Annotated in this window: 15 protein-coding genes; 9 read left to right on the forward strand and 6 right to left on the reverse strand. The window is 66.5% G+C overall.

From position 1 onward, the window contains the following. Positions 1–58: 58 nt before the first annotated feature. The 6 genes from ACQ4OD_RS00185 to pilG form a co-directional block, all read right to left on the reverse strand. The gene (locus ACQ4OD_RS00185; RefSeq protein ID WP_023632084.1) at positions 59–532 is read right to left on the reverse strand and encodes a chemotaxis protein CheW; all 474 of its coding nucleotides are present in this window, start codon (positions 530–532) and stop codon (positions 59–61) included. After that, positions 525–5,819: an Hpt domain-containing protein gene (locus ACQ4OD_RS00190; protein WP_430943714.1), complete on the reverse strand. Its 5,295-nt coding sequence runs from the start codon at positions 5,817–5,819 to the stop codon at positions 525–527. The genes ACQ4OD_RS00185 and ACQ4OD_RS00190 overlap by 8 nt, the downstream gene beginning before the upstream one ends. 11 nt (positions 5,820–5,830) lie before the next feature. Further along, positions 5,831–7,855 (reverse strand): methyl-accepting chemotaxis protein, encoded by a 2,025-nt coding sequence (locus ACQ4OD_RS00195; protein WP_430943715.1) that lies wholly within the window; start codon positions 7,853–7,855, stop codon positions 5,831–5,833. A 63-nt stretch (positions 7,856–7,918) separates the two neighbouring features. Further along, complete coding sequence (locus ACQ4OD_RS00200) at positions 7,919–8,473, reverse strand: chemotaxis protein CheW (protein ID WP_046853926.1); 555 nt, start codon at positions 8,471–8,473, stop codon at positions 7,919–7,921. Beyond that, complete coding sequence (gene pilH, locus ACQ4OD_RS00205; protein WP_046853925.1) at positions 8,470–8,835, reverse strand: twitching motility response regulator PilH; 366 nt, start codon at positions 8,833–8,835, stop codon at positions 8,470–8,472. The genes ACQ4OD_RS00200 and pilH overlap by 4 nt, the downstream gene beginning before the upstream one ends. Positions 8,836–8,881: 46 nt before the next feature. Next, the gene (gene pilG, locus ACQ4OD_RS00210; RefSeq protein ID WP_102682258.1) at positions 8,882–9,283 is read right to left on the reverse strand and encodes a twitching motility response regulator PilG; all 402 of its coding nucleotides are present in this window, start codon (positions 9,281–9,283) and stop codon (positions 8,882–8,884) included. 255 nt (positions 9,284–9,538) lie between these two features. Here pilG and gshB point away from each other — a divergent pair, with 255 nt between their 5' ends. The 9 genes from gshB to hslU all read left to right on the forward strand — a co-directional run bounded on the left by gshB (position 9,539) and on the right by hslU (position 17,731). Next, positions 9,539–10,492 carry a glutathione synthase gene (gene gshB, locus ACQ4OD_RS00215; RefSeq protein WP_430943687.1) on the forward strand — a complete coding sequence of 318 codons (954 nt, stop codon included), beginning with the start codon at positions 9,539–9,541 and terminating at the stop codon, positions 10,490–10,492. Between the two features lie 233 nt (positions 10,493–10,725). After that, positions 10,726–11,625: an energy transducer TonB gene (locus ACQ4OD_RS00220; RefSeq protein WP_198755091.1), complete on the forward strand. Its 900-nt coding sequence runs from the start codon at positions 10,726–10,728 to the stop codon at positions 11,623–11,625. Between the two features lie 127 nt (positions 11,626–11,752). Continuing rightward, positions 11,753–12,322, forward strand: coding sequence for a YqgE/AlgH family protein (locus ACQ4OD_RS00225; RefSeq protein WP_102682234.1), 570 nt, complete (start codon positions 11,753–11,755; stop codon positions 12,320–12,322). Further along, positions 12,322–12,747, forward strand: coding sequence for a Holliday junction resolvase RuvX (ruvX, locus tag ACQ4OD_RS00230; protein WP_028688357.1), 426 nt, complete (start codon positions 12,322–12,324; stop codon positions 12,745–12,747). Before ACQ4OD_RS00225 ends, ruvX begins: the two co-directional genes overlap by 1 nt. 52 nt (positions 12,748–12,799) lie before the next feature. Further along, a complete protein-coding gene (gene pyrR, locus ACQ4OD_RS00235) occupies positions 12,800–13,318 on the forward strand; it encodes a bifunctional pyr operon transcriptional regulator/uracil phosphoribosyltransferase PyrR (RefSeq protein ID WP_139674003.1) in 519 nt (172 codons plus the stop codon). Between the two features lie 12 nt (positions 13,319–13,330). Further along, entirely contained in the window at positions 13,331–14,335 is a 1,005-nt protein-coding gene (locus ACQ4OD_RS00240) for an aspartate carbamoyltransferase catalytic subunit (RefSeq protein WP_102682236.1), read from the forward strand. Next, entirely contained in the window at positions 14,332–15,603 is a 1,272-nt protein-coding gene (locus ACQ4OD_RS00245; protein WP_139674006.1) for a dihydroorotase, read from the forward strand. The genes ACQ4OD_RS00240 and ACQ4OD_RS00245 overlap by 4 nt, the downstream gene beginning before the upstream one ends. Before the next feature lie 179 nt (positions 15,604–15,782). Continuing rightward, a complete protein-coding gene (gene hslV / locus ACQ4OD_RS00250) occupies positions 15,783–16,313 on the forward strand; it encodes an ATP-dependent protease subunit HslV (RefSeq protein ID WP_011536056.1) in 531 nt (176 codons plus the stop codon). A gap of 74 nt (positions 16,314–16,387) precedes the next feature. After that, positions 16,388–17,731, forward strand: coding sequence for an ATP-dependent protease ATPase subunit HslU (gene hslU, locus ACQ4OD_RS00255; protein WP_102682238.1), 1,344 nt, complete (start codon positions 16,388–16,390; stop codon positions 17,729–17,731). Positions 17,732–17,815 lie beyond the last annotated feature (84 nt).

The raw sequence follows: 17,815 nt of genomic DNA on the forward strand, positions 1-17,815 counted from the left end.
ACCTCCCGCAGCAGTCAGGGTTCCTGAGCCCCGCGACAGGGCCCGCTCAACCATCATCCTAGCCAGCTGCAGATTGCAGATCAGCGTCACGTACCAATCTTTCCAGCCCGGCCAGGTCCGGCACCCGCGCCACCTGCTCGCCCACCTGCACTGCCGCCAGCTCCAGCGCGGCCAGCGGCACGTCAACATAGTTCAACTGGCTGTCGAGCTTGCACGAGCGCGGAATACCCTGCAGCAGCAACGCCAGGAAGCGCAGGCCGGTATCTCCCAATGCGTTGAGCACCACAACCCGTGCCCGCTCGCCGCAAGTGGTCTGCCCGCCACAGGCCGCCTCGAAACCGATCAACGGCAAGCGCTGCTGGCGCCAGTCCACCCAGCCCAGGTGCCAGGCCGGCTCTCCTGGCTCGCAGGCGATGGCACGATGACCAATCAATTCGGCCACCGCCACGTTGGGCAGTACCAGGGTGCGGTCGCCCAGGGGCAACAGCAAGCCGGTGAGGCTGCTGCGCTGGCCGGCGATATGTTCAAGCATGGGGCTGGCTCCAGTGGGCGATGCTCTGCAACAGGACCGACTCCTGGTAGGGCTTGCCGAGGTAATCGTTGACGCCGATGGCCATGGCCCGGTCGCGGTGCTTCTGCCCGGTACGCGAGGTGATCATGATGATCGGCAACTGTGCCAGGCGTTCGTCGCGGCGGATGCGCGTGGCCACCTCGAAGCCGTCCATGCGCGGCATCTCGATGTCCAGCAGCAACACGTCCGGGCGGTGCTCCTCGAGCAGCGCCATGGCATCCACCCCGTCCTTGGCGGTCAGCACGCTCATGCCGTGGCGTTCGAGCAGGCGGCTGGTGACCTTGCGCACGGTCACCGAGTCGTCCACCACCATCACCAGCAATGGCCGCCTGGGCACCGGGCCGGTCAGCAGATGCTGCCCCTGCGCCGCGCCCGGCAGGCGCGCCAGGCGTCGCTGCTGGCCGCGCAACTGGCCGAGCAGGTCGAGAATCAGCACCACCCGCCCGTCGCCAAGCAGGGTGGCACCGGACAGCCCCGGCACCGCCGCGAACTGCGGGCCCAGGCTCTTGACCACGATCTCGCGGCTGGGCGACAGGCTGTCGACCTGGATCGCGAACGATTGCTCGTGGGAATGGGTGAGCAGCACCGGCAGCGGCACGCTCTGGCCCAGCAGGTTGGGTTGCGTACCCTCCTGCAGCAGCTCGCCGAGGTAACGCAGCGCGTAGTCATGGCCGGCATAGCTGTAGCGTGGCGGGTCGAGTCTGTAGCAGGCCTCGAGCTCCGATGGCGGCACGCGCACGATGCCCTCGATGGTGTTCAGCCCAATAGCGTACTGCTCATCCTCCACGTGCACCATCAGCGCCCGGTTCACCGACACGGTGAACGGCAAGCGGATCAGGAAGCGCGCGCCCTTGCCGGGGCTGGACTCGATGCTCATCGAACCGCCCAGCTGCTTGACCTCTTCATGGACCACGTCCATGCCCAGGCCGCGCCCGGAGATCTGGGTGATCTTCTCGGCAGTGGAAAACCCCGGGCGCAGGATGAACTGCAGGATCTCGTGGTCGCTCAAGCGTGCCTGCGGATCGAGCAGGCCGCGTTTGATCGCCTTGTTGCGCACCGCCTCCAGCGGCACCCCGGCACCGTCGTCGCTCATCTCGATGACGATGTCGGCGCCTTCGTGCAGCAGGTTCAGGTGGATGGTGCCCTGCTCCGGCTTATCGGCCGCCAGGCGCGCCTCGCGGGCTTCCAGGCCATGGTCGACGGCATTGCGCAGCATGTGTTCCAGCGGCGCGACCATGCGCTCGAGCACACTGCGGTCCAGCTCGCCCTCGGCATTGCCGACCACCAGTTCGACCTGTTTGCCCAGTTCGCTCGCCACCTGCCGCACCACCCGTTGCAAACGCGGCACCAGGCGCTCGAACGGTACCATCAAGGTGGCGGTCAGCCCCTCTTGCAACTGGCTGTTGACCCGCGCCTGCTGCTGCAACAGGCTGTGCGCTTCCTGGGCCCGCTGCAGCAGGGTCTCCTTGAGGTCGAGCAGGTCCGAGGTGGACTCGAACAGCGCCCGCGACAATTGCTGCAACTGCGAATGACGGTCCATCTCCAGGGGGTCGAAGTCGTCATAGGCGTCACCCTCGAACTGGTGCCGGCTCGAGATCCGCCCCTGGGTCTCGATATCCAGGCGCAGCAGCTGGTCGCGCATGCGCTCCAGCGTGGTCTCCATCTCGTTGAGAGCGAACTGCGCATCGTTGACCTGCTGCTCGATGCGCCCACGGATCACCGAATGCTCGCCGGCCAGGTTGCCCAGGTCGTCAAGCAGTTCGGCATCGACCTTGACCATGTCCCCGGCCCGCTCGGGCGCGACAGCCGGGGCTTCGGCCGGGGCGGGCTCGGCCTGGGGCTGCCCGGCGGCGCTGTCGGTCAGCGCGGCGCTGGAGAAGTTGCGGATATAGTCGATCAGCGCCGTCGCCGCGTGCAGCGGCTCGCCCAGGCGCGCCGCGTCGAGCATGTGCGCCAGGCGGTCATGGCAGTTCTGCAGCAAGCTGAACAAGGCCGGCGTCGACGGCAGCCGCGCGGCCGCCAGCAGCTCGTACAGGAATTCCAGCTCATGGGCCAGATCGCCGATGGCGGCGATCTCGACCATGCGCGCCCCACCCTTTAGGGTGTGCAGGTCGCGCAACAGGTTCTCCACCTCGACCGTGTTGCGCGGGTCGGCCTGCCAACGCGCCAGGGACTGGGCCGCGCTTTCGAGGATATCGGAGCTCTCTTCGAGGAAAACCTCCAGTAGTTCCTTGTCGCCTTCGCTTTCCTGCGTGTCGTCCTGCGCCTCGGTCGGGCCAGGTGGCGGAGCGTTATGGCGGAAATCGCGCAGCTCGCCCAGCAACGCCACCGCCGACAGCGGTGACCGGCCCTCGCGCAAGCTGCGCAGCATCTCGGCCAGGGCGTCATGGCTGCGTGCGAGCAGCTCGAACAGCCCTGGGCTTGCCCCGATCCGCCGGTCCACCAGCCCTTCGTAGAGCAGCGCGAGCTCCTGGGCAAGCACTTCGATGGCACCAATCGCGGCCATCTGCGCACCGCCCTTGAGGGTCAGAACATCATGTTGCAACGCAGACAGCGGTGACAGGCTTTCGGGATCGTCCTTCCATTGCCGCAGTGCCTGGTCGGCGCCCTCGAGAATATCCGCGGCCTCCTCGAGAAACAGCTCGACGACAGCGGGGTCCGGCAGCTGGCCAGGTTGGGGCAGCACTGTCGCGCCAGCTGCGCCGACCAACCCCAGGGCCGCCGGGTCGAGGGCATCGTCAAGCAAGCCATGCAAGGCGGCCAGGCAATCGGGGCGGGCGGTCGGATCCTGCCCGGCGGCTATTTCGTCGAACAGGTCGAGCAGCGCTTCGTGGGCCTGACGGGCGATGGCAAAGAAACGCGGTGTCACCGCAAGGCTGCCCTCTTCGACCGCGCCATAGAGGTCGAGCAGCCCTTCGCAGACTTCATCCACCTGCCACAGCTCAGCCTGGTGCGCACCATGGCTGAGGGTGGTCATTTCCTCGAGCAGCAGGTGCAGCTCATGATGCTGCGTGGGGTCGGCCTGCCAGTTGGCCAGCCGCGCCTCGGCGTCAAGCAGGATATCCATGCCCAGGGTCAGGAAGGTGGCCGTCAGTTGCGGGTCACGTCTGGCCCGGCGCGACGGGTGCGGCTCGGCCTGGTGCCGGGCGAGCCTGGCATCGACCGTTTGCCCGACCTGCTCGATCAACGCCGCAGCCCCCGGGATGGCAGCCAATGGTGAGCTATCCAACTGGGCCAGCCCCAGGTGGAACAGCGCACGCGCAGCCTCCAGCAGCTCGATCTCGGCCTGCTGTAAAGGCAGGTGGTGACCTTTGTACTCGCGCACCAGGCGGTCGAGCGCGGTGGCCAGTTCCGCCACCGGCATCACGCCGGCCATGGCGGCGCTGCCCTTGAGGGTGTGCAAGGCGCGTTGCAGGCTGTCGCTGACCACTGTGCCTTGGGCACCAGCCACCTGCAGGAAAACATCGAGCCCGGCCAGGTGCCCCTGAGCCTCGTTACGGAAAATCTCCAGCAGCTGCGGATCGAGCCCGTCGATGCTGGCGCTGGCCGGCGTGTCATTGAGCGCCAGTGCGTGCAGATGCCCGGCCAGTTGCTCTATCTCCGCAGTGGGCGGCAATTGGCTGGCGGCGAAGTCGGCGAGCAGGTCGGGCAGGCGCACGAACACTTGCTGCAAGGCCACCAGGCCTTCGGCGCTCAGTGTGATGCGCCCCTCCAGCACCCGGTTGAGCAGGTGCTCGGCGCCCCAGGCGAGTTCTGCCACGGCCTCTGCATGAACCATCCGCCCGCTGCCCTTGAGCGTATGCAGCGCGCGGCGTACCTCGATCAGTGCCTCGCGCAGGCCGTTGTCGGCACGCCAACGCAGCCACTGGCGCTCGAGTTCAGGCAACAGTTCGCCGGCCTCTTCGAGAAAAACCTCGCGCAACTCGTCATCGACACCGTCCGCCATGCCAGAGCCAGCCAAGGGCCGCTCGAGACGCGGGCATTGCACGCCCAGGGCGGTCAGGCTCGCGTGGGCCATGTCGATGAAACGCTGGGCATCGGCCAGCGGATCGGCCACCCGCCACTGCAACCAGGCCTCCCCGGCGCACAGGGCATCGGCCAGGTGGGCCAGCTCATCGGGCAGCGGCTCGTCCTCCACATGGACCAACCAGCCCTGCACATACCCCGCGCACCCACCGAACACCTCGGCGGCGGCCGGCAGCATCAGCATCGCCAACGCCCCGCGCACCTGCTGCAGCAAACCGGGCAAGGCCTGCAGGCGCTGACGCGACCAGTCCGACTCCAGGCAGTCGCCGATCAGGTCCTTGGCCTGCTGCAGCACATTGAGCGACTCGTTGAGTACCAGTTGGCGAATCTCGGCAAGGTCAGAACCAGGCAGGTTGCCTGGCGAGGTCTCCTCCAACGGGCCGACCATGCCGTTGAGGGTCGCCTCGACGTACAACAGCGCCCCGGCGACATCCATCAACAGCGCCTCGTCCACCGCGCCGTCCTTCTCGACCTGCGCCTGCAGCGCCAGCACCTGGTCGATGATTACTCGTCGTGGCTGCTGGAAACCCAGCACTGCCAGGGTATCTGCGACATGGCGCAAGGGTGGCAGCAAGGTTTCCAACGACTCGCGGGGCGGATGCTCGCCACTGACAAAGGGGTCGAGACGGTCCTTGATGCGCATCAGGTCATCGCACAGGGCCATCACCACCGAACGCAGCGCGTCCCGCCCAGGGCCGGCCTGCATGTGCTCACGCCAGCTCCCCAGGGAAAGGTCGAGGTTGGCGAGGTCCGCGGCGCCCGCCAGGCGCTGCCCGAGTTCGCCCAGCAGGCTGCCCTGGGCCAGGGGCTCGGCACCCCGGCAGACCCGCAGCTGGTTGAGCAACGGCATGACCACCAGCGGCAAGTCGTGACGCGCTCCCCGCAGACGATCCAGGTAAGGCGGCAATTGCTCAAGCCCCCGGAACAGCGCGCCCAGGCAGTCGCCGCGAGGGCTCACCTGGCCCTCGGCCATGGCCCGTCCCAGCAACTCCAGTTCCTCGGCCAGACGCGTCGCGCCCGGCAATTCGAGCAGGTGCAGGCAACCGTGCACCTGGTGCAGGTTGTCGACGAAGAACGCCAGCATCGACAGGTCGCCTGGCTCCGCCGAGAAACGCTCCAGGGCCTGGCGCGCCTGCGCCAGGCAATCGAGGATGGGGGCCTTGATCCAGGCCAGGGACACCGTGTCGTGGCGCTCGCCGGCCGTATTGCCCGGGCCGGCCATGCTCGCCCCGCTCACGACCGCTCCACCGGCTTGGGCAGGGTGAAACCGGATACCGAGCGGCGCATCTCGCTGGCCATGCGTGCCAGGTGGCGGATGCTGTCGGCCGTGGCGCCGGAACCGGCGGAGGTCTGCGCGGTGATCTGCTGGATCACCGCCATGGTGTGGGAAATCTGCCCGGCAGACGACGTCTGCAACTGAGCGGCATCGGAGATGCTGTGAATAAGGTCGGCCATCGTCTGCGACACGCCTTCGATCTCTGCCAGGGCCACGCCGGCGTCCTGGGCCAGGCGCGCGCCGCGCACCACTTCGGCGGTGGTCTGCTCCATGGAGATCACCGCCTCGTTGGTATCGGCCTGGATGGTGCGTACCAACGCCTCGATCTGCCGGGTTGCCGAGGACGAGCGCTCGGCCAGGCGCTGCACCTCGTCGGCGACCACGGCAAAGCCGCGGCCGGCCTCGCCGGCGAGCGATGCCTGGATGGCCGCGTTGAGGGCGAGGATGTTGGTCTGCTCGGCAATGTCGTCGATCAGGCTGACGATATCGCCGATCTCCTGGGAGGACTCACCCAGGCGCTTGATCCGCTTGGCGGTGTCCTGGATCTGCTCGCGGATGTTGTCCATGCCGTGGATGGTGTTGTGCACCACTTCGTTGCCCTTGTTGGCGATGGCCACCGAACGCTCGGCCACCTTGGCCGATTCATAGGCATGCGCGGAGACCCGGTCGATCGACTCGACCATGTCGCCCACCGCCTCGGACGCCTCGCTGATCTGCTCGGCCTGGTGCTCGGAGGCCTTGGCCAGTTGGCGGGCGGTGTTCTGGGTGTCCTGCACCGCAGCGGCGACCTGCTCGGCACTGTGGTTGATGGTGGCTACCAGGTCGCGCAGCTGGTCGACCGAGAAGTTGATCGAGTCGGCGATGGCTCCGGTGAAGTCCTCTGTCACCGAAACGGTCACGGTCAGGTCGCCGTCGGCCAGTTCCTCGATCTCGTCGAGCAGGCGCATGATCGCCTGCTGGTTGCGCTCGTTCTTTTCCGCGGTCTCGCGGAGCTGGCGGTGGGTGGCGCGCACCATCACCAGGCCGATGAGGATGATCGAGGCCAGTGCCAGCAGGCCGAGTACGTAGCCGCCGACAGTATCGAGGGTACGCCCGCCGGCCAGGTTTTCGAAGCCGTTGGCCAGGTGCGAGGCCTCGTCGAGCAGGGTCTGCGACAGGCTGAAGATGTTACCGGCAGCCTCGCGCACGCGGAACAGTTCGGGCGAAGTCTCGAGGATTTCGTCCACCGAGCCCGAGACGAACTGGAACAGTTCGGCGATCTCGGCCAGCCGCGCCCGGGCATCGGCGTCCTCGACGCGGGTGACCTGGATCGCCGGGTTGCCGGCGAGCATGCCCTCGAGCACCTGGCCGAAGCGGCTGGCGTCGCGGCCGAAGGCATCGGCGGCCTGCACCGAAGTCTCGTCACCGGCGAGCACGGTGTTGACCGAGCCGAGAATGCGCTCGGCCAACAGCAACTGGCGCTGGGCCACGGCCACCTGGTTGGCCGGCGCACCGCTCTGCAGCAGGATTTCCACCACTTTCTCGTATTCGACCTGCAACTGCGGAACGGTCTCGGCCAGGGTGGCCGCGACCTGGTGCAACGACAGCACGGTCTGTTCGCTGGCCAGGATGGTGTCGGTGTTCTTGCGCAGGTTCTCCCAGTCCTGGCGCACCGCGTCCATTTCGTCGCGTACCGTGGCGGGCGCGGCGGGCAGGCCGGTGGTCTCGTCCCCCTCGCGCAGGTAGCTCCAGCGCCGCTCGAAGTCGTTGCGCGCGTCGCTGAGCAGCCTGAACGCCAGCGCCTTGCCCGCCGCCGCCTCGGTGGCGTTCTTGGCAATGCGCTGGGACAGCACGCGCAGCTCGCCGGCATGGCCGATGTACTGCTTGTCGTGGTTGGCCTGGGTGTTGAGGTAGGCGAAGTTGGCGAACAACAGGACGATCGACAGGATCAGCACCACGAACAGCACGGTGATCTGCGCGGTGCTGCGCGGGCGTTGGGCCACGGCGGCGGGCGAGACGCCGGCTGCGGCAACGGTGGGTCCTGGCTTGTTCACGTCGAAAGTCCTCTACAACGCCACATCGAGAAAGCCCGGCGCCTGGGCCAGGGCGAACGGGCTGAAGATCGCCCAATTGCGCTCACGGGGAAAATGGCCCTGCACGAAGGGCGCGGCCGCGCGGATCAACGGTTGCGGCGGCGACAGCTCGAGGCTGCTCAGGGCGAAGTGCTGCAGGCCGACCACTTCGTCCACCAGCAGCCCGGCGAACAGCTCTTCGTGATCCAGCACCAGCACCCGCCGTTGCTTGCCCGCCGCCGCCGGCCCCAGGCCGAAGAATGCACACAGGTCCATCACCGGCAGCAGCCGCCCACGCAGGTTGGCCACTCCGCGCACCCAGGGCTGCACACCAGGCACCCGGCTACCGCGGGGTTCGCGCAACACTTCGGCGACTTCACCCATGGGCGCGACGAACCACTGCCCGGCGACACGAAAGCCGATGCCGCTCCATTGTTGCAGGCGGATGTCCTGCGGTGGCTGGTCGGCCACCAGCAGGCGGCAGCGCCGGTCGATGTCCAGCAGCAGCTCGAAGGCGGTCAGCGATGCGCCCTGGGGCCGGGTGGTCAAGCCTGCAGCACTTCTTTGAGCTTGGCGATCAGCGCGTCTTCTTCCACAGGTTTGGTCAGGAAGTCGCGGGCGCCCTGGCGCTGGGCCCAGATCCGATCGGTTTCCTGGTCCTTGGTGGTGACCACGATCACCGGGATGGCGCTGGTTTCCGGGTCCTTGCTCAACTGGCGGGTGGCCTGGAATCCGTTCATGCCGGGCATGACAATGTCCATCAGCACCGCGTCGGGTTTTTCCTGGCGGGCCAGGGCCACGCCGTCGGCACCGTTGTCGGCCTTGAGCACCCCATAGCCGTGCTTCTCCAGCCATTCGGTCAATCTGTACATCTCTGTCGGCGAGTCGTCGACAATCAGAACTCGGGCCATGCTGTTTCCCCATCAGGAAATAGAGACGCCGCCTTGCGTGGGCGCGTCAGGGTGCGTGTGGATCCTGCGCGGCGAAACCGGGCACGCAGGCACGGATCGCGTCGAGCAGTTCTTCCTTGCTGAACGGTTTGGTCAGGAACTGGTCGGAGCCGACCACCCGGCCGCGGGCCTTGTCGAACAGGCCGTCGCGGGAAGAGAGCAGGATCACCGGGGTGTCCTTGAACGCGCTGTTGTGCTTGATGATGGCGCAGGTCTGGTAGCCATCGAGGCGCGGCATCAGCACGTCGACGAAGATGACCCGCGGTTTGTGGTCGACGATCTTGGCCAGGGCGTCGAAGCCGTCACTGGCGGTGATCACCTCGCAGCCTGCCTCGCCGAGCAACATCTGCGCGGTGCGGCGGATCGTGCGGGAATCGTCGATCACCATCACCTTCAGGGGTTGTTCCATATAGTTCGCCATCATTTGCTGCTCTGGTCTGAGCGGCAAGCTGCAAGTTACAAGCGTCAAGTAAAAGCAAATGGGTGTGCAGCCCGGCTCTCTTGCAGCTTGTGGCTTGGAGCTTGAAGCTTGATCGAGCCTTTTTAGCACACTCCCGAAGGCCATTCCATCCGCCCGCCCCTTGACCGTGGGCGCGCCCGGCGCCACCCTGAGCCACTTTTCTTTCGTGCCATCGCGGCCTAGGGCCGCCAAGAGGAACTACCCATGAGCGTTCGCCTCGGGATTGTCATGGACCCCATCGCGTCCATCTCCTACAAAAAGGACAGCTCGCTGGCCATGCTGCTGGCCGCCCAGGCCCGCGGCTGGAGCCTGTTCTACATGGAGCAGCGCGATCTGTACCAGGGCCAGGGCAAGGCCCGCGCACGCATGCGCCCGCTCAAGGTGTTCGCCGACCCGGCCCGCTGGTTCGAACTGGGCGAGGAGCAGGACAGCACCCTGGCCGAGCTGGACGTGATCCTGATGCGCAAGGACCCGCCCTTCGACATGGAGTTCGTCTACAGCACCTACCTGCTGGAACAGGCCGAGGCCGAAGGCGTGCTGGTGGTCAACCGCCCGCAGAGCCTGCGCGACTGCAACGAGAAGCTGTTCGCCACGCTGTTCCCGCAGTGCACGCCCCCCACGCTGGTCAGCCGCCGCCCCGACATCATCCGCGAGTTCGCCGCCGAGCATGGTGATGTGATTCTCAAACCGCTGGATGGCATGGGTGGCACTTCGATCTTCCGTCACCGGGTCGGCGACCCCAACCTGTCGGTGATCCTCGAGACCCTGACCGCGCTCGGCGCCCAGCAGATCATGGCGCAGGCCTACCTGCCGGCGATCAAGGACGGCGACAAGCGCATCCTGATGATCGACGGCGAGCCGGTGGACTACTGCCTGGCGCGCATCCCGGCCAGCGGCGAGACCCGCGGCAACCTGGCCGCCGGTGGTCGCGGCGAAGCCCGCCCGTTGAGCGAGCGCGATCGCTGGATCGCCGCCCAGGTCGGCCCGACCTTGCGTGAAAAGGGCCTGCTGTTCGTCGGCCTGGACGTGATCGGCGACTACCTCACCGAAATCAACGTCACCAGCCCGACCTGCATCCGCGAGATCGACGCCGCCTTCAACACCAATATCTGCGGGCAATTGATGGACGCCATTGATCGCAAGCTTCAGGCGCGCTGACCGAAGACAGGTGGCAACACCGCGCAGTGGGGTATGATGCCGGTCCTTTTCGACTGAGCTGCTGCCCCGCCTAGGCTCTGTACGAAAAGTCTTGAGACGCAGGTCAGGCAAGGCGAAAACAGCCGAGGAAGCGGAGTGTACTGGAGTACATGAGCATTCCGAGGCTGTTTTCAACGCAGCATGAACAAGTATCAAGGCTTTTGGTACAGAGCCTAGCGGTTGCTGGATACCCGATGACGCTCCCCGCCGACATCCCACCCGACCTGCTGCCACCGCGCGTCCGCCCGGTGGACCGGCTCGGTTTCACCCTGTTCCTGGCCGCCCTGGTGCACCTGGCGCTGATCCTGGGCGTGGGTTTCACCGTGGTCAAACCGGCCGAAATCCGACACGCCATGGATATCACCCTGGCCACCTTCAAGAGCGAGAAAGCGCCCGAGAAGGCCGATTTCCAAGCCCAGGACAACCAGCAGGGTAGCGGTACGCTGGACAAGAAAGCGGTGCCCAAGACCACCGAGGTCGCACCGTTCCAGGACAGCAAGATCAACAAGATCACCCCCCCCCCGGCGGCGAAACCGCAAACGCCCCCGGCACCGGCGAAGTCCGTGGTCGCCACCCAGGCACCGAAGCCGCAGAAAGCCGAGCCCAGGCCCAAGGAGAGCAAGCCGCAACCTAAGCCCGAGGCCAAGGTACCGGACTTCGACAGTTCGCAGCTGTCCAGCCAGATCGCCAGCCTCGAGGCCGAACTGTCCCAGGAACAGCAGCTTTACGCCAAACGCCCGCGCATCCACCGCCTGAATGCCGCCTCGACCCTGCGCGACAAGGGTGCCTGGTACAAGGAAGAGTGGCGCAAGAAGGTCGAGCGCATCGGCAACCTCAACTACCCCGAAGAAGCCCGGCGCCAGCAGATGTACGGCAGCCTGCGGATGATGGTGTCGATCAACCGCGACGGTTCGCTGTACGAGGTGCTGGTGCTGGAGTCCTCCGGCCAGCCCGTGCTGGACCAGGCTGCCCAGCGCATCGTGCGCCTGGCGGCGCCCTTCGCGCCATTCACCGGGGACCTGGCGGAGTTCGACCGCCTGGAGATCATCCGTACCTGGCGCTTTGCCCGGGGTGACCGGCTGTCGAGCAACTGATCGGGGCCGCGTTGCGGCCCATCGCTGGCAAGCCAGCTCCCACAGGGACAGCGCATGGCTTGAGTTCTGCACGATCGGTGGAGGAGCCGGCTTGTCAGCCTCGCCACCTGGCGCCACACTAGCGGACATGAAGACCCTCGCCCCCAGCTACCTCAAGCACCAGTTCCTGATCGCCATGCCGCACATGGCCGATCCGAACTTTGCCCAGACCCTCACCTACATCGTCGAGCACAATGCCCACGGCGCCATGGGCCTGGTGGTCAACCGCCCGCAGGAGCTGAACCTGGCCGACATCCTCGAGCAGTTGCGCCCGGACGATGAGCCGCCCGCCAGCACCCTGCACATCCCGATCTACCAGGGCGGCCCGGTGCAGACCGACCGCGGCTTCGTGCTCCACAGCAACGACCGCAGCTACCAGGCCACGGTCGAGCTGGAGGGCCTGTCGCTGTCCACCTCCCAGGACGTGCTGTTCGCCATCGCCGCCGGCGACGGTCCGCGCAAGAGCCTGATCACCCTGGGCTACGCGGGCTGGGAAGCCGGCCAGCTGGAGGCCGAGCTTGCCGACAACGCCTGGCTCAACTGCCCCTTCGACCCCGAGATCATCTTCGGCATGGCCAGCGACATGCGCCTGGGCGCCGCCGCCGCCAGCCTGGGGATCAACCTCAGCCTGCTGACCAGCCAGGCGGGCCACGCCTGATGGCCGAACTGCGCTTGCTGCTTGGCTTCGACTACGGCACCCGGCAGATCGGCGTGGCCGTCGGCCAGGTGATCACCGGCCAGGCCCGAGAACTGTGCACGCTCAAGGCGCAGAACGGCGTGCCGGACTGGAACCAGGTCGAGAAGCTGATCAAGGAATGGAAACCCGACGCCATCGTCGTCGGCCTGCCACTGAACATGGACGGCACGCCCAGCGAGATGAGCGAACGCGCCGAAAAATTCGCCCGTCGCCTGCACGGCCGCTACAACCTGCCGGTACACACCCACGACGAACGGCTCACCACCTTCGAAGCCAAGGGCGAGCAGATGGCCCGTGGCGGCCGTCATGGCAGCTACCGCGACAATCCGGTCGACGCCATCGCCGCGGCCCTGCTGCTGCAAGGCTGGCTGGAGGCCAACACTTAAATCCGCTTTGCCGCCGGCGGCTTGCCGGCGCCCGCCTTCCGAGGAGCACGCAATGAGCCTACCCAATCCCGCCGACCTGATCCGGCAGATGGCCATCGACCTTCGCGCCCACCTGGCCCGCCGCACGATCGCCGAGCCACGCTTCATCGGCATCCGCACCGGCGGTGTGTGGGTGGCCCAGGCCCTGCAGGCCGAGCTCGGCGACCAGAGCCCGCTGGGTACCCTGGACGTCTCCTTCTACCGTGACGATTTCAGCCAGAACGGCCTGCACCCGCAGGTTCGCCCCTCGGAACTGCCCTTCGAGATCGAAGGCCAGCACCTGGTGCTGGTGGACGACGTGCTGATGAGCGGGCGTACCATCCGCGCCGCGCTCAACGAGCTGTTCGACTACGGCCGCCCGGCCAGCGTGACGCTGGTTTGCCTGCTCGACCTGGATGCCGGCGAACTGCCGATCCGCCCGAATGTGCTTGGCGCCACCCTGTCCCTGGCCGCCCATGAACGGGTAAAATTGACCGGACCCACGCCGCTCGCCCTCGAGCGCCAGGACCTCGCTCCCGCATCCGCCCTTTAAGAGTCCCCCGCGATGACGCCATTCGACGCCAAGCGCCCGCTGCAGCTCAATGATCAGGGCCAGCTGCGCCACTTCCTCTCGCTCGACGGTTTGCCCCGCGAACTGCTGACCGAGATCCTCGACACCGCCGACTCGTTCCTCGAAGTCGGCGCCCGGGCCGTGAAGAAAGTCCCGCTGCTGCGCGGCAAGACCGTGTGCAACGTGTTCTTCGAGAACTCCACCCGTACCCGCACCACCTTCGAGCTGGCCGCCCAGCGCCTGTCGGCCGACGTGATCAGCCTGAACGTGTCGACCTCCTCGACCAGCAAGGGCGAGACCCTGTTCGACACCCTGCGCAACCTGGAGGCCATGGCCGCCGACATGTTCGTCGTGCGCCACTCCGACTCCGGCGCCGCCCATTTCATCGCCGAGCACGTGTGCCCGGACGTGGCGGTGATCAACGGCGGTGACGGCCGCCACGCCCACCCGACCCAGGGCATGCTCGACATGCTGACCATCCGTCGGCACAAGGGCAGCTTCGAGAACCTGTCGGTGGCCATCGTCGGCGATATCCTGCACTCGCGCGTGGCCCGCTCCGACATGCTCGCGCTCAAGGCGCTGGGCTGCCCGGACATCCGCGTGATCGGCCCGAAGACGCTGATCCCGATCGGCATCGAGCAGTACGGCGTGAAGGTGTACACGGACCTCGCCGAAGGCCTCAAGGATGTCGACGTGGTGATCATGCTGCGCCTGCAGCGTGAGCGAATGGCCGGCGGCCTGCTGCCCAGCGAGGGCGAGTTCTACCGCCTGTTCGGCCTGACCACCGCGCGCCTGGCCGGTGCCAAACCCGACGCCATTGTCATGCACCCGGGCCCGATCAACCGCGGCGTGGAGATCGAGTCGGCAGTGGCCGACGGCCAGCATTCGGTGATCCTCAATCAGGTCACCTACGGCATCGCCGTACGCATGGCAGTACTGTCCATGGCCATGAGCGGGCAGAACGCGCAACGTCAATTCGAGCAGGAGAACGCCCAGTGACCATCAGCATTATCGGCGCCCGGGTCATCGATCCTGCCAGCGGCCTGGACAAGGTCACCGACCTGCACCTCGACGGCGGGCGCATTGCCGCCATTGGCGCGGCTCCAGCCGGCTTCAGCGCCAGCCGCATGATCCAGGCCGATGGCCTGGTCGCCGCCCCAGGCCTGGTCGACCTCGGCGTCTCCCTGCGCGAACCTGGCTACAGCCGCAAAGGCAACATCGCCAGCGAAACCCGCGCCGCGGTCGCCGGTGGCGTCACCAGCCTGTGCTGCCCACCGCAGACCAAGCCAGTATTGGACACCTCGGCCGTCGCCGAACTGATCCTTGACCGCGCCCGCGAAGCGGCCAACAGCAAGGTCTATCCGATCGGTGCCCTGACCAAAGGCCTGGAAGGCGAGCAACTGGCCGAACTGGTGGCCCTGCGCGACACTGGCTGCGTGGCCTTCGGCAACGGCCTTAAAGAGATCCCCAACAACCGCACCCTGGCTCGCGCCCTGGAATACGCCGCCACCTTCGACCTGACAGTGGTGTTCCATTCCCAGGACCGTGACCTGGCCCAGGGCGGCCTCGCCCACGAGGGGCCGATGGCCAGCTTCCTCGGCCTGCCTGGCATCCCGGAAACCGCCGAGACCGTGGCCCTGGCCCGCAACCTGCTGCTGGTCGAGCAGAGCGGCGTACGCGCTCACTTCACACAGATCACCAGCGCCCGTGGCGCCCGGCTGATCGCCCAGGCCCAGCAGTTGGGGCTGCCGGTCACCGCCGATGTGGCGCTGTACCAGCTGATCCTCACCGATGAGGCCCTGCGCGACTTCTCAAGCCTTTACCACGTGCAGCCGCCACTGCGCACCGCCGCCGACCGCGACGGCCTGCGCGAGGCGGTAAAGTCTGGGGTGATCCAGGCAATCTCCAGCCATCACCAGCCCCACGAGCGCGATGCCAAGCTGGCGCCGTTCGGCGCCACCGAGCCAGGCATCAGCAGTGTCGAGCTGCTGTTGCCGCTGGCCATGACCCTGGTGGAGGACGGCCTGCTCGACCTGCCGACCTTGTTGGCACGCCTGAGCAGCGGCCCGGCCACGGCCATGCGCCTGCCAGCCGGCGAGCTGAAAGTCGGCGCCGCCGCCGACCTGGTGCTGTTCGACCCGAAAGCCTCGACCGTGGCCGGCGAACACTGGTTCTCCCGCGGCGAGAACTGCCCGTTCATCGGCCACTGCCTGCCGGGCGCGGTGCGTTATACCTTGGTCGATGGGCACATCTGCCACGAGGCCTGAGTAACGCCATCGCGGGGCAAGCCCGCTCCCACGAAGCCCCCCGGGGTCATTGTGTGGAGCAGGCCTGCCAGGCAATGCCTTGAAACAACCATTCATCCCTCTCGGTTGAAATCCTTCCCCCCTCCCCCCATATGAGTCTGCATCAGGCATTTTCGCCCCGCTGCGTGGAGACTCTCCCCTTGACTACCATCGTTTCTGTCCGCCGTAACGGCAAAGTCGTCATGGGCGGCGACGGCCAGGTTTCCCTCGGCAACACCGTGATGAAAGGCAACGCCAAGAAAGTGCGGCGCCTGTACAACGGCCAGGTCATCGCCGGTTTTGCCGGTGCCACCGCCGATGCCTTCACCCTGTTCGAGCGCTTCGAAGCCCAGCTGCAGAAACACTCCGGCCACCTGGTGCGTGCCGCCGTCGAGCTGGCCAAGGAATGGCGTACCGACCGCTCGCTGAGCCGCCTGGAAGCGATGCTGGCCGTGGCCAACAAGGATGCATCCCTGATCATCACCGGCAACGGCGACGTGGTCGAACCCGAGGACGGGCTGATCGCCATGGGTTCCGGCGGTGGCTATGCCCAGGCCGCGGCCCGCGCCCTGCTGAACAAGACCGACCTGTCGGCCCGCGAAATCACCGAGGCCGCCCTGAACATCGCCGGCGACATCTGCGTGTTCACCAACCACAACCTGACCATCGAGGAGCAGGACCTGGCCGAGTGAATCAGTTGTTTTGGCGTCCCGCTCGCAGCGGGACTTTTCCACACTGATCACTGTGCTTGAGGACCCCATACATCATGTCCATGACCCCACGCGAAATCGTCCACGAACTCAACCGCCACATCATCGGCCAGGACGACGCCAAGCGCGCTGTCGCCATTGCCCTGCGCAACCGCTGGCGGCGCATGCAGCTCCCCGCCGAGCTGCGTGCCGAAGTCACCCCCAAGAACATCCTGATGATTGGCCCCACCGGCGTGGGCAAGACTGAAATCGCCCGCCGCCTGGCCAAGCTGGCCAACGCACCGTTCATCAAGGTCGAAGCGACCAAGTTCACCGAGGTCGGCTATGTCGGCCGTGACGTCGAATCGATCATCCGCGACCTGGCCGACGCCGCGCTGAAGATGCTGCGCGAGCAGGAGATCGTCCGCGTGCGCCACCGCGCCGAGGACGCCGCCGAGGACCGCATCCTCGACGCCCTGCTGCCACAGGCGCGGGTCAGCAGCTTCAGCGAGGAAGCCCAGCAGAGCAGCAGCGACTCCAACACTCGCCAGCTGTTCCGCAAGCGCCTGCGCGAAGGCCAGCTGGACGACAAGGAAATCGAGATCGAAGTCGCCGAAAGCATGGGTGTCGAGATCGCCGCGCCACCCGGTATGGAAGAGATGACCAACCAGCTGCAAAGCCTGTTCGCCAACATGGGCAAGGGCAAGCGCAAGGCACGCAAGCTCAAGGTCAAGGACGCGCTGAAGATGGTCCGTGACGAAGAAGCCGGCCGCCTGGTCAATGAGGAAGAGCTCAAGGCCAAGGCCCTGGAAGCGGTCGAGCAGCACGGTATCGTGTTCATCGACGAGATCGACAAGGTTGCCAAGCGTGGCAACGTCGGCGGCGCCGATGTCTCCCGTGAAGGCGTGCAGCGCGACCTGCTGCCGCTGATCGAAGGTTGCACCGTCAATACCAAGCTGGGCATGGTCAAGACCGACCACATCCTGTTCATCGCCTCCGGTGCGTTCCATCTGAGCAAGCCGAGCGACCTGGTGCCCGAATTGCAGGGCCGTCTGCCGATCCGTGTCGAGCTCAAGGCGCTGACCCCGGAAGACTTCGAGCGCATCCTCAAGGAACCGCACGCCTCGCTGACCGAGCAGTACAGCGCCCTGCTCAAGACCGAGGGCCTGAACATCGAGTTCGCCGACGAGGGCCTCAAGCGCCTGGCCGAGATCGCCTACCAGGTCAACGAGAAAACCGAGAACATCGGTGCCCGCCGCCTGCACACCCTGCTCGAGCGCCTGCTCGAAGAGGTGTCGTTCAGCGCCGGCGACCTGGCCAGCGCCCACGACGAGTCGCCGATCCACATCGACGCCGCCTACGTCAACAGCCACCTGGGTGAGCTGGCGCAAAACGAAGACCTGTCGCGCTACATCCTGTAAGACCGCAGGGGGCCGCGTTGCGGCCCCCTTGCACAATGCCTGGAATCACTCGAAGCTTGCAGCTTGAAGCCAAAGAGAGAGTCA

It is taken from the genome of Pseudomonas sp. WC1, from assembly GCF_050586565.1.
Classification (GTDB): domain Bacteria; phylum Pseudomonadota; class Gammaproteobacteria; order Pseudomonadales; family Pseudomonadaceae; genus Aquipseudomonas.

Bases quoted from the DNA above. Each gene is read 5' to 3' on its own strand.
- ACQ4OD_RS00190 (WP_430943714.1), bottom strand. From the start codon at position 5,819: ATGGCCGGCCCGGGCAATACGGCCGGCGAGCGCCACGACACGGTGTCC.
- ruvX (WP_028688357.1), top strand. From the start codon at position 12,322: ATGGCCGAACTGCGCTTGCTGCTTGGCTTCGACTACGGCACCCGGCAG.
- pilG (WP_102682258.1), bottom strand. From the start codon at position 9,283: ATGGAACAACCCCTGAAGGTGATGGTGATCGACGATTCCCGCACGATC.
- ACQ4OD_RS00225 (WP_102682234.1), top strand. From the start codon at position 11,753: ATGAAGACCCTCGCCCCCAGCTACCTCAAGCACCAGTTCCTGATCGCC.
- ACQ4OD_RS00185 (WP_023632084.1), bottom strand. From the start codon at position 532: ATGCTTGAACATATCGCCGGCCAGCGCAGCAGCCTCACCGGCTTGCTG.
- pilH (WP_046853925.1), bottom strand. From the start codon at position 8,835: ATGGCCCGAGTTCTGATTGTCGACGACTCGCCGACAGAGATGTACAGA.
- pyrR (WP_139674003.1), top strand. From the start codon at position 12,800: ATGAGCCTACCCAATCCCGCCGACCTGATCCGGCAGATGGCCATCGAC.
- ACQ4OD_RS00240 (WP_102682236.1), top strand. From the start codon at position 13,331: ATGACGCCATTCGACGCCAAGCGCCCGCTGCAGCTCAATGATCAGGGC.
- hslU (WP_102682238.1), top strand. From the start codon at position 16,388: ATGTCCATGACCCCACGCGAAATCGTCCACGAACTCAACCGCCACATC.
- ACQ4OD_RS00220 (WP_198755091.1), top strand. From the start codon at position 10,726: ATGACGCTCCCCGCCGACATCCCACCCGACCTGCTGCCACCGCGCGTC.
- gshB (WP_430943687.1), top strand. From the start codon at position 9,539: ATGAGCGTTCGCCTCGGGATTGTCATGGACCCCATCGCGTCCATCTCC.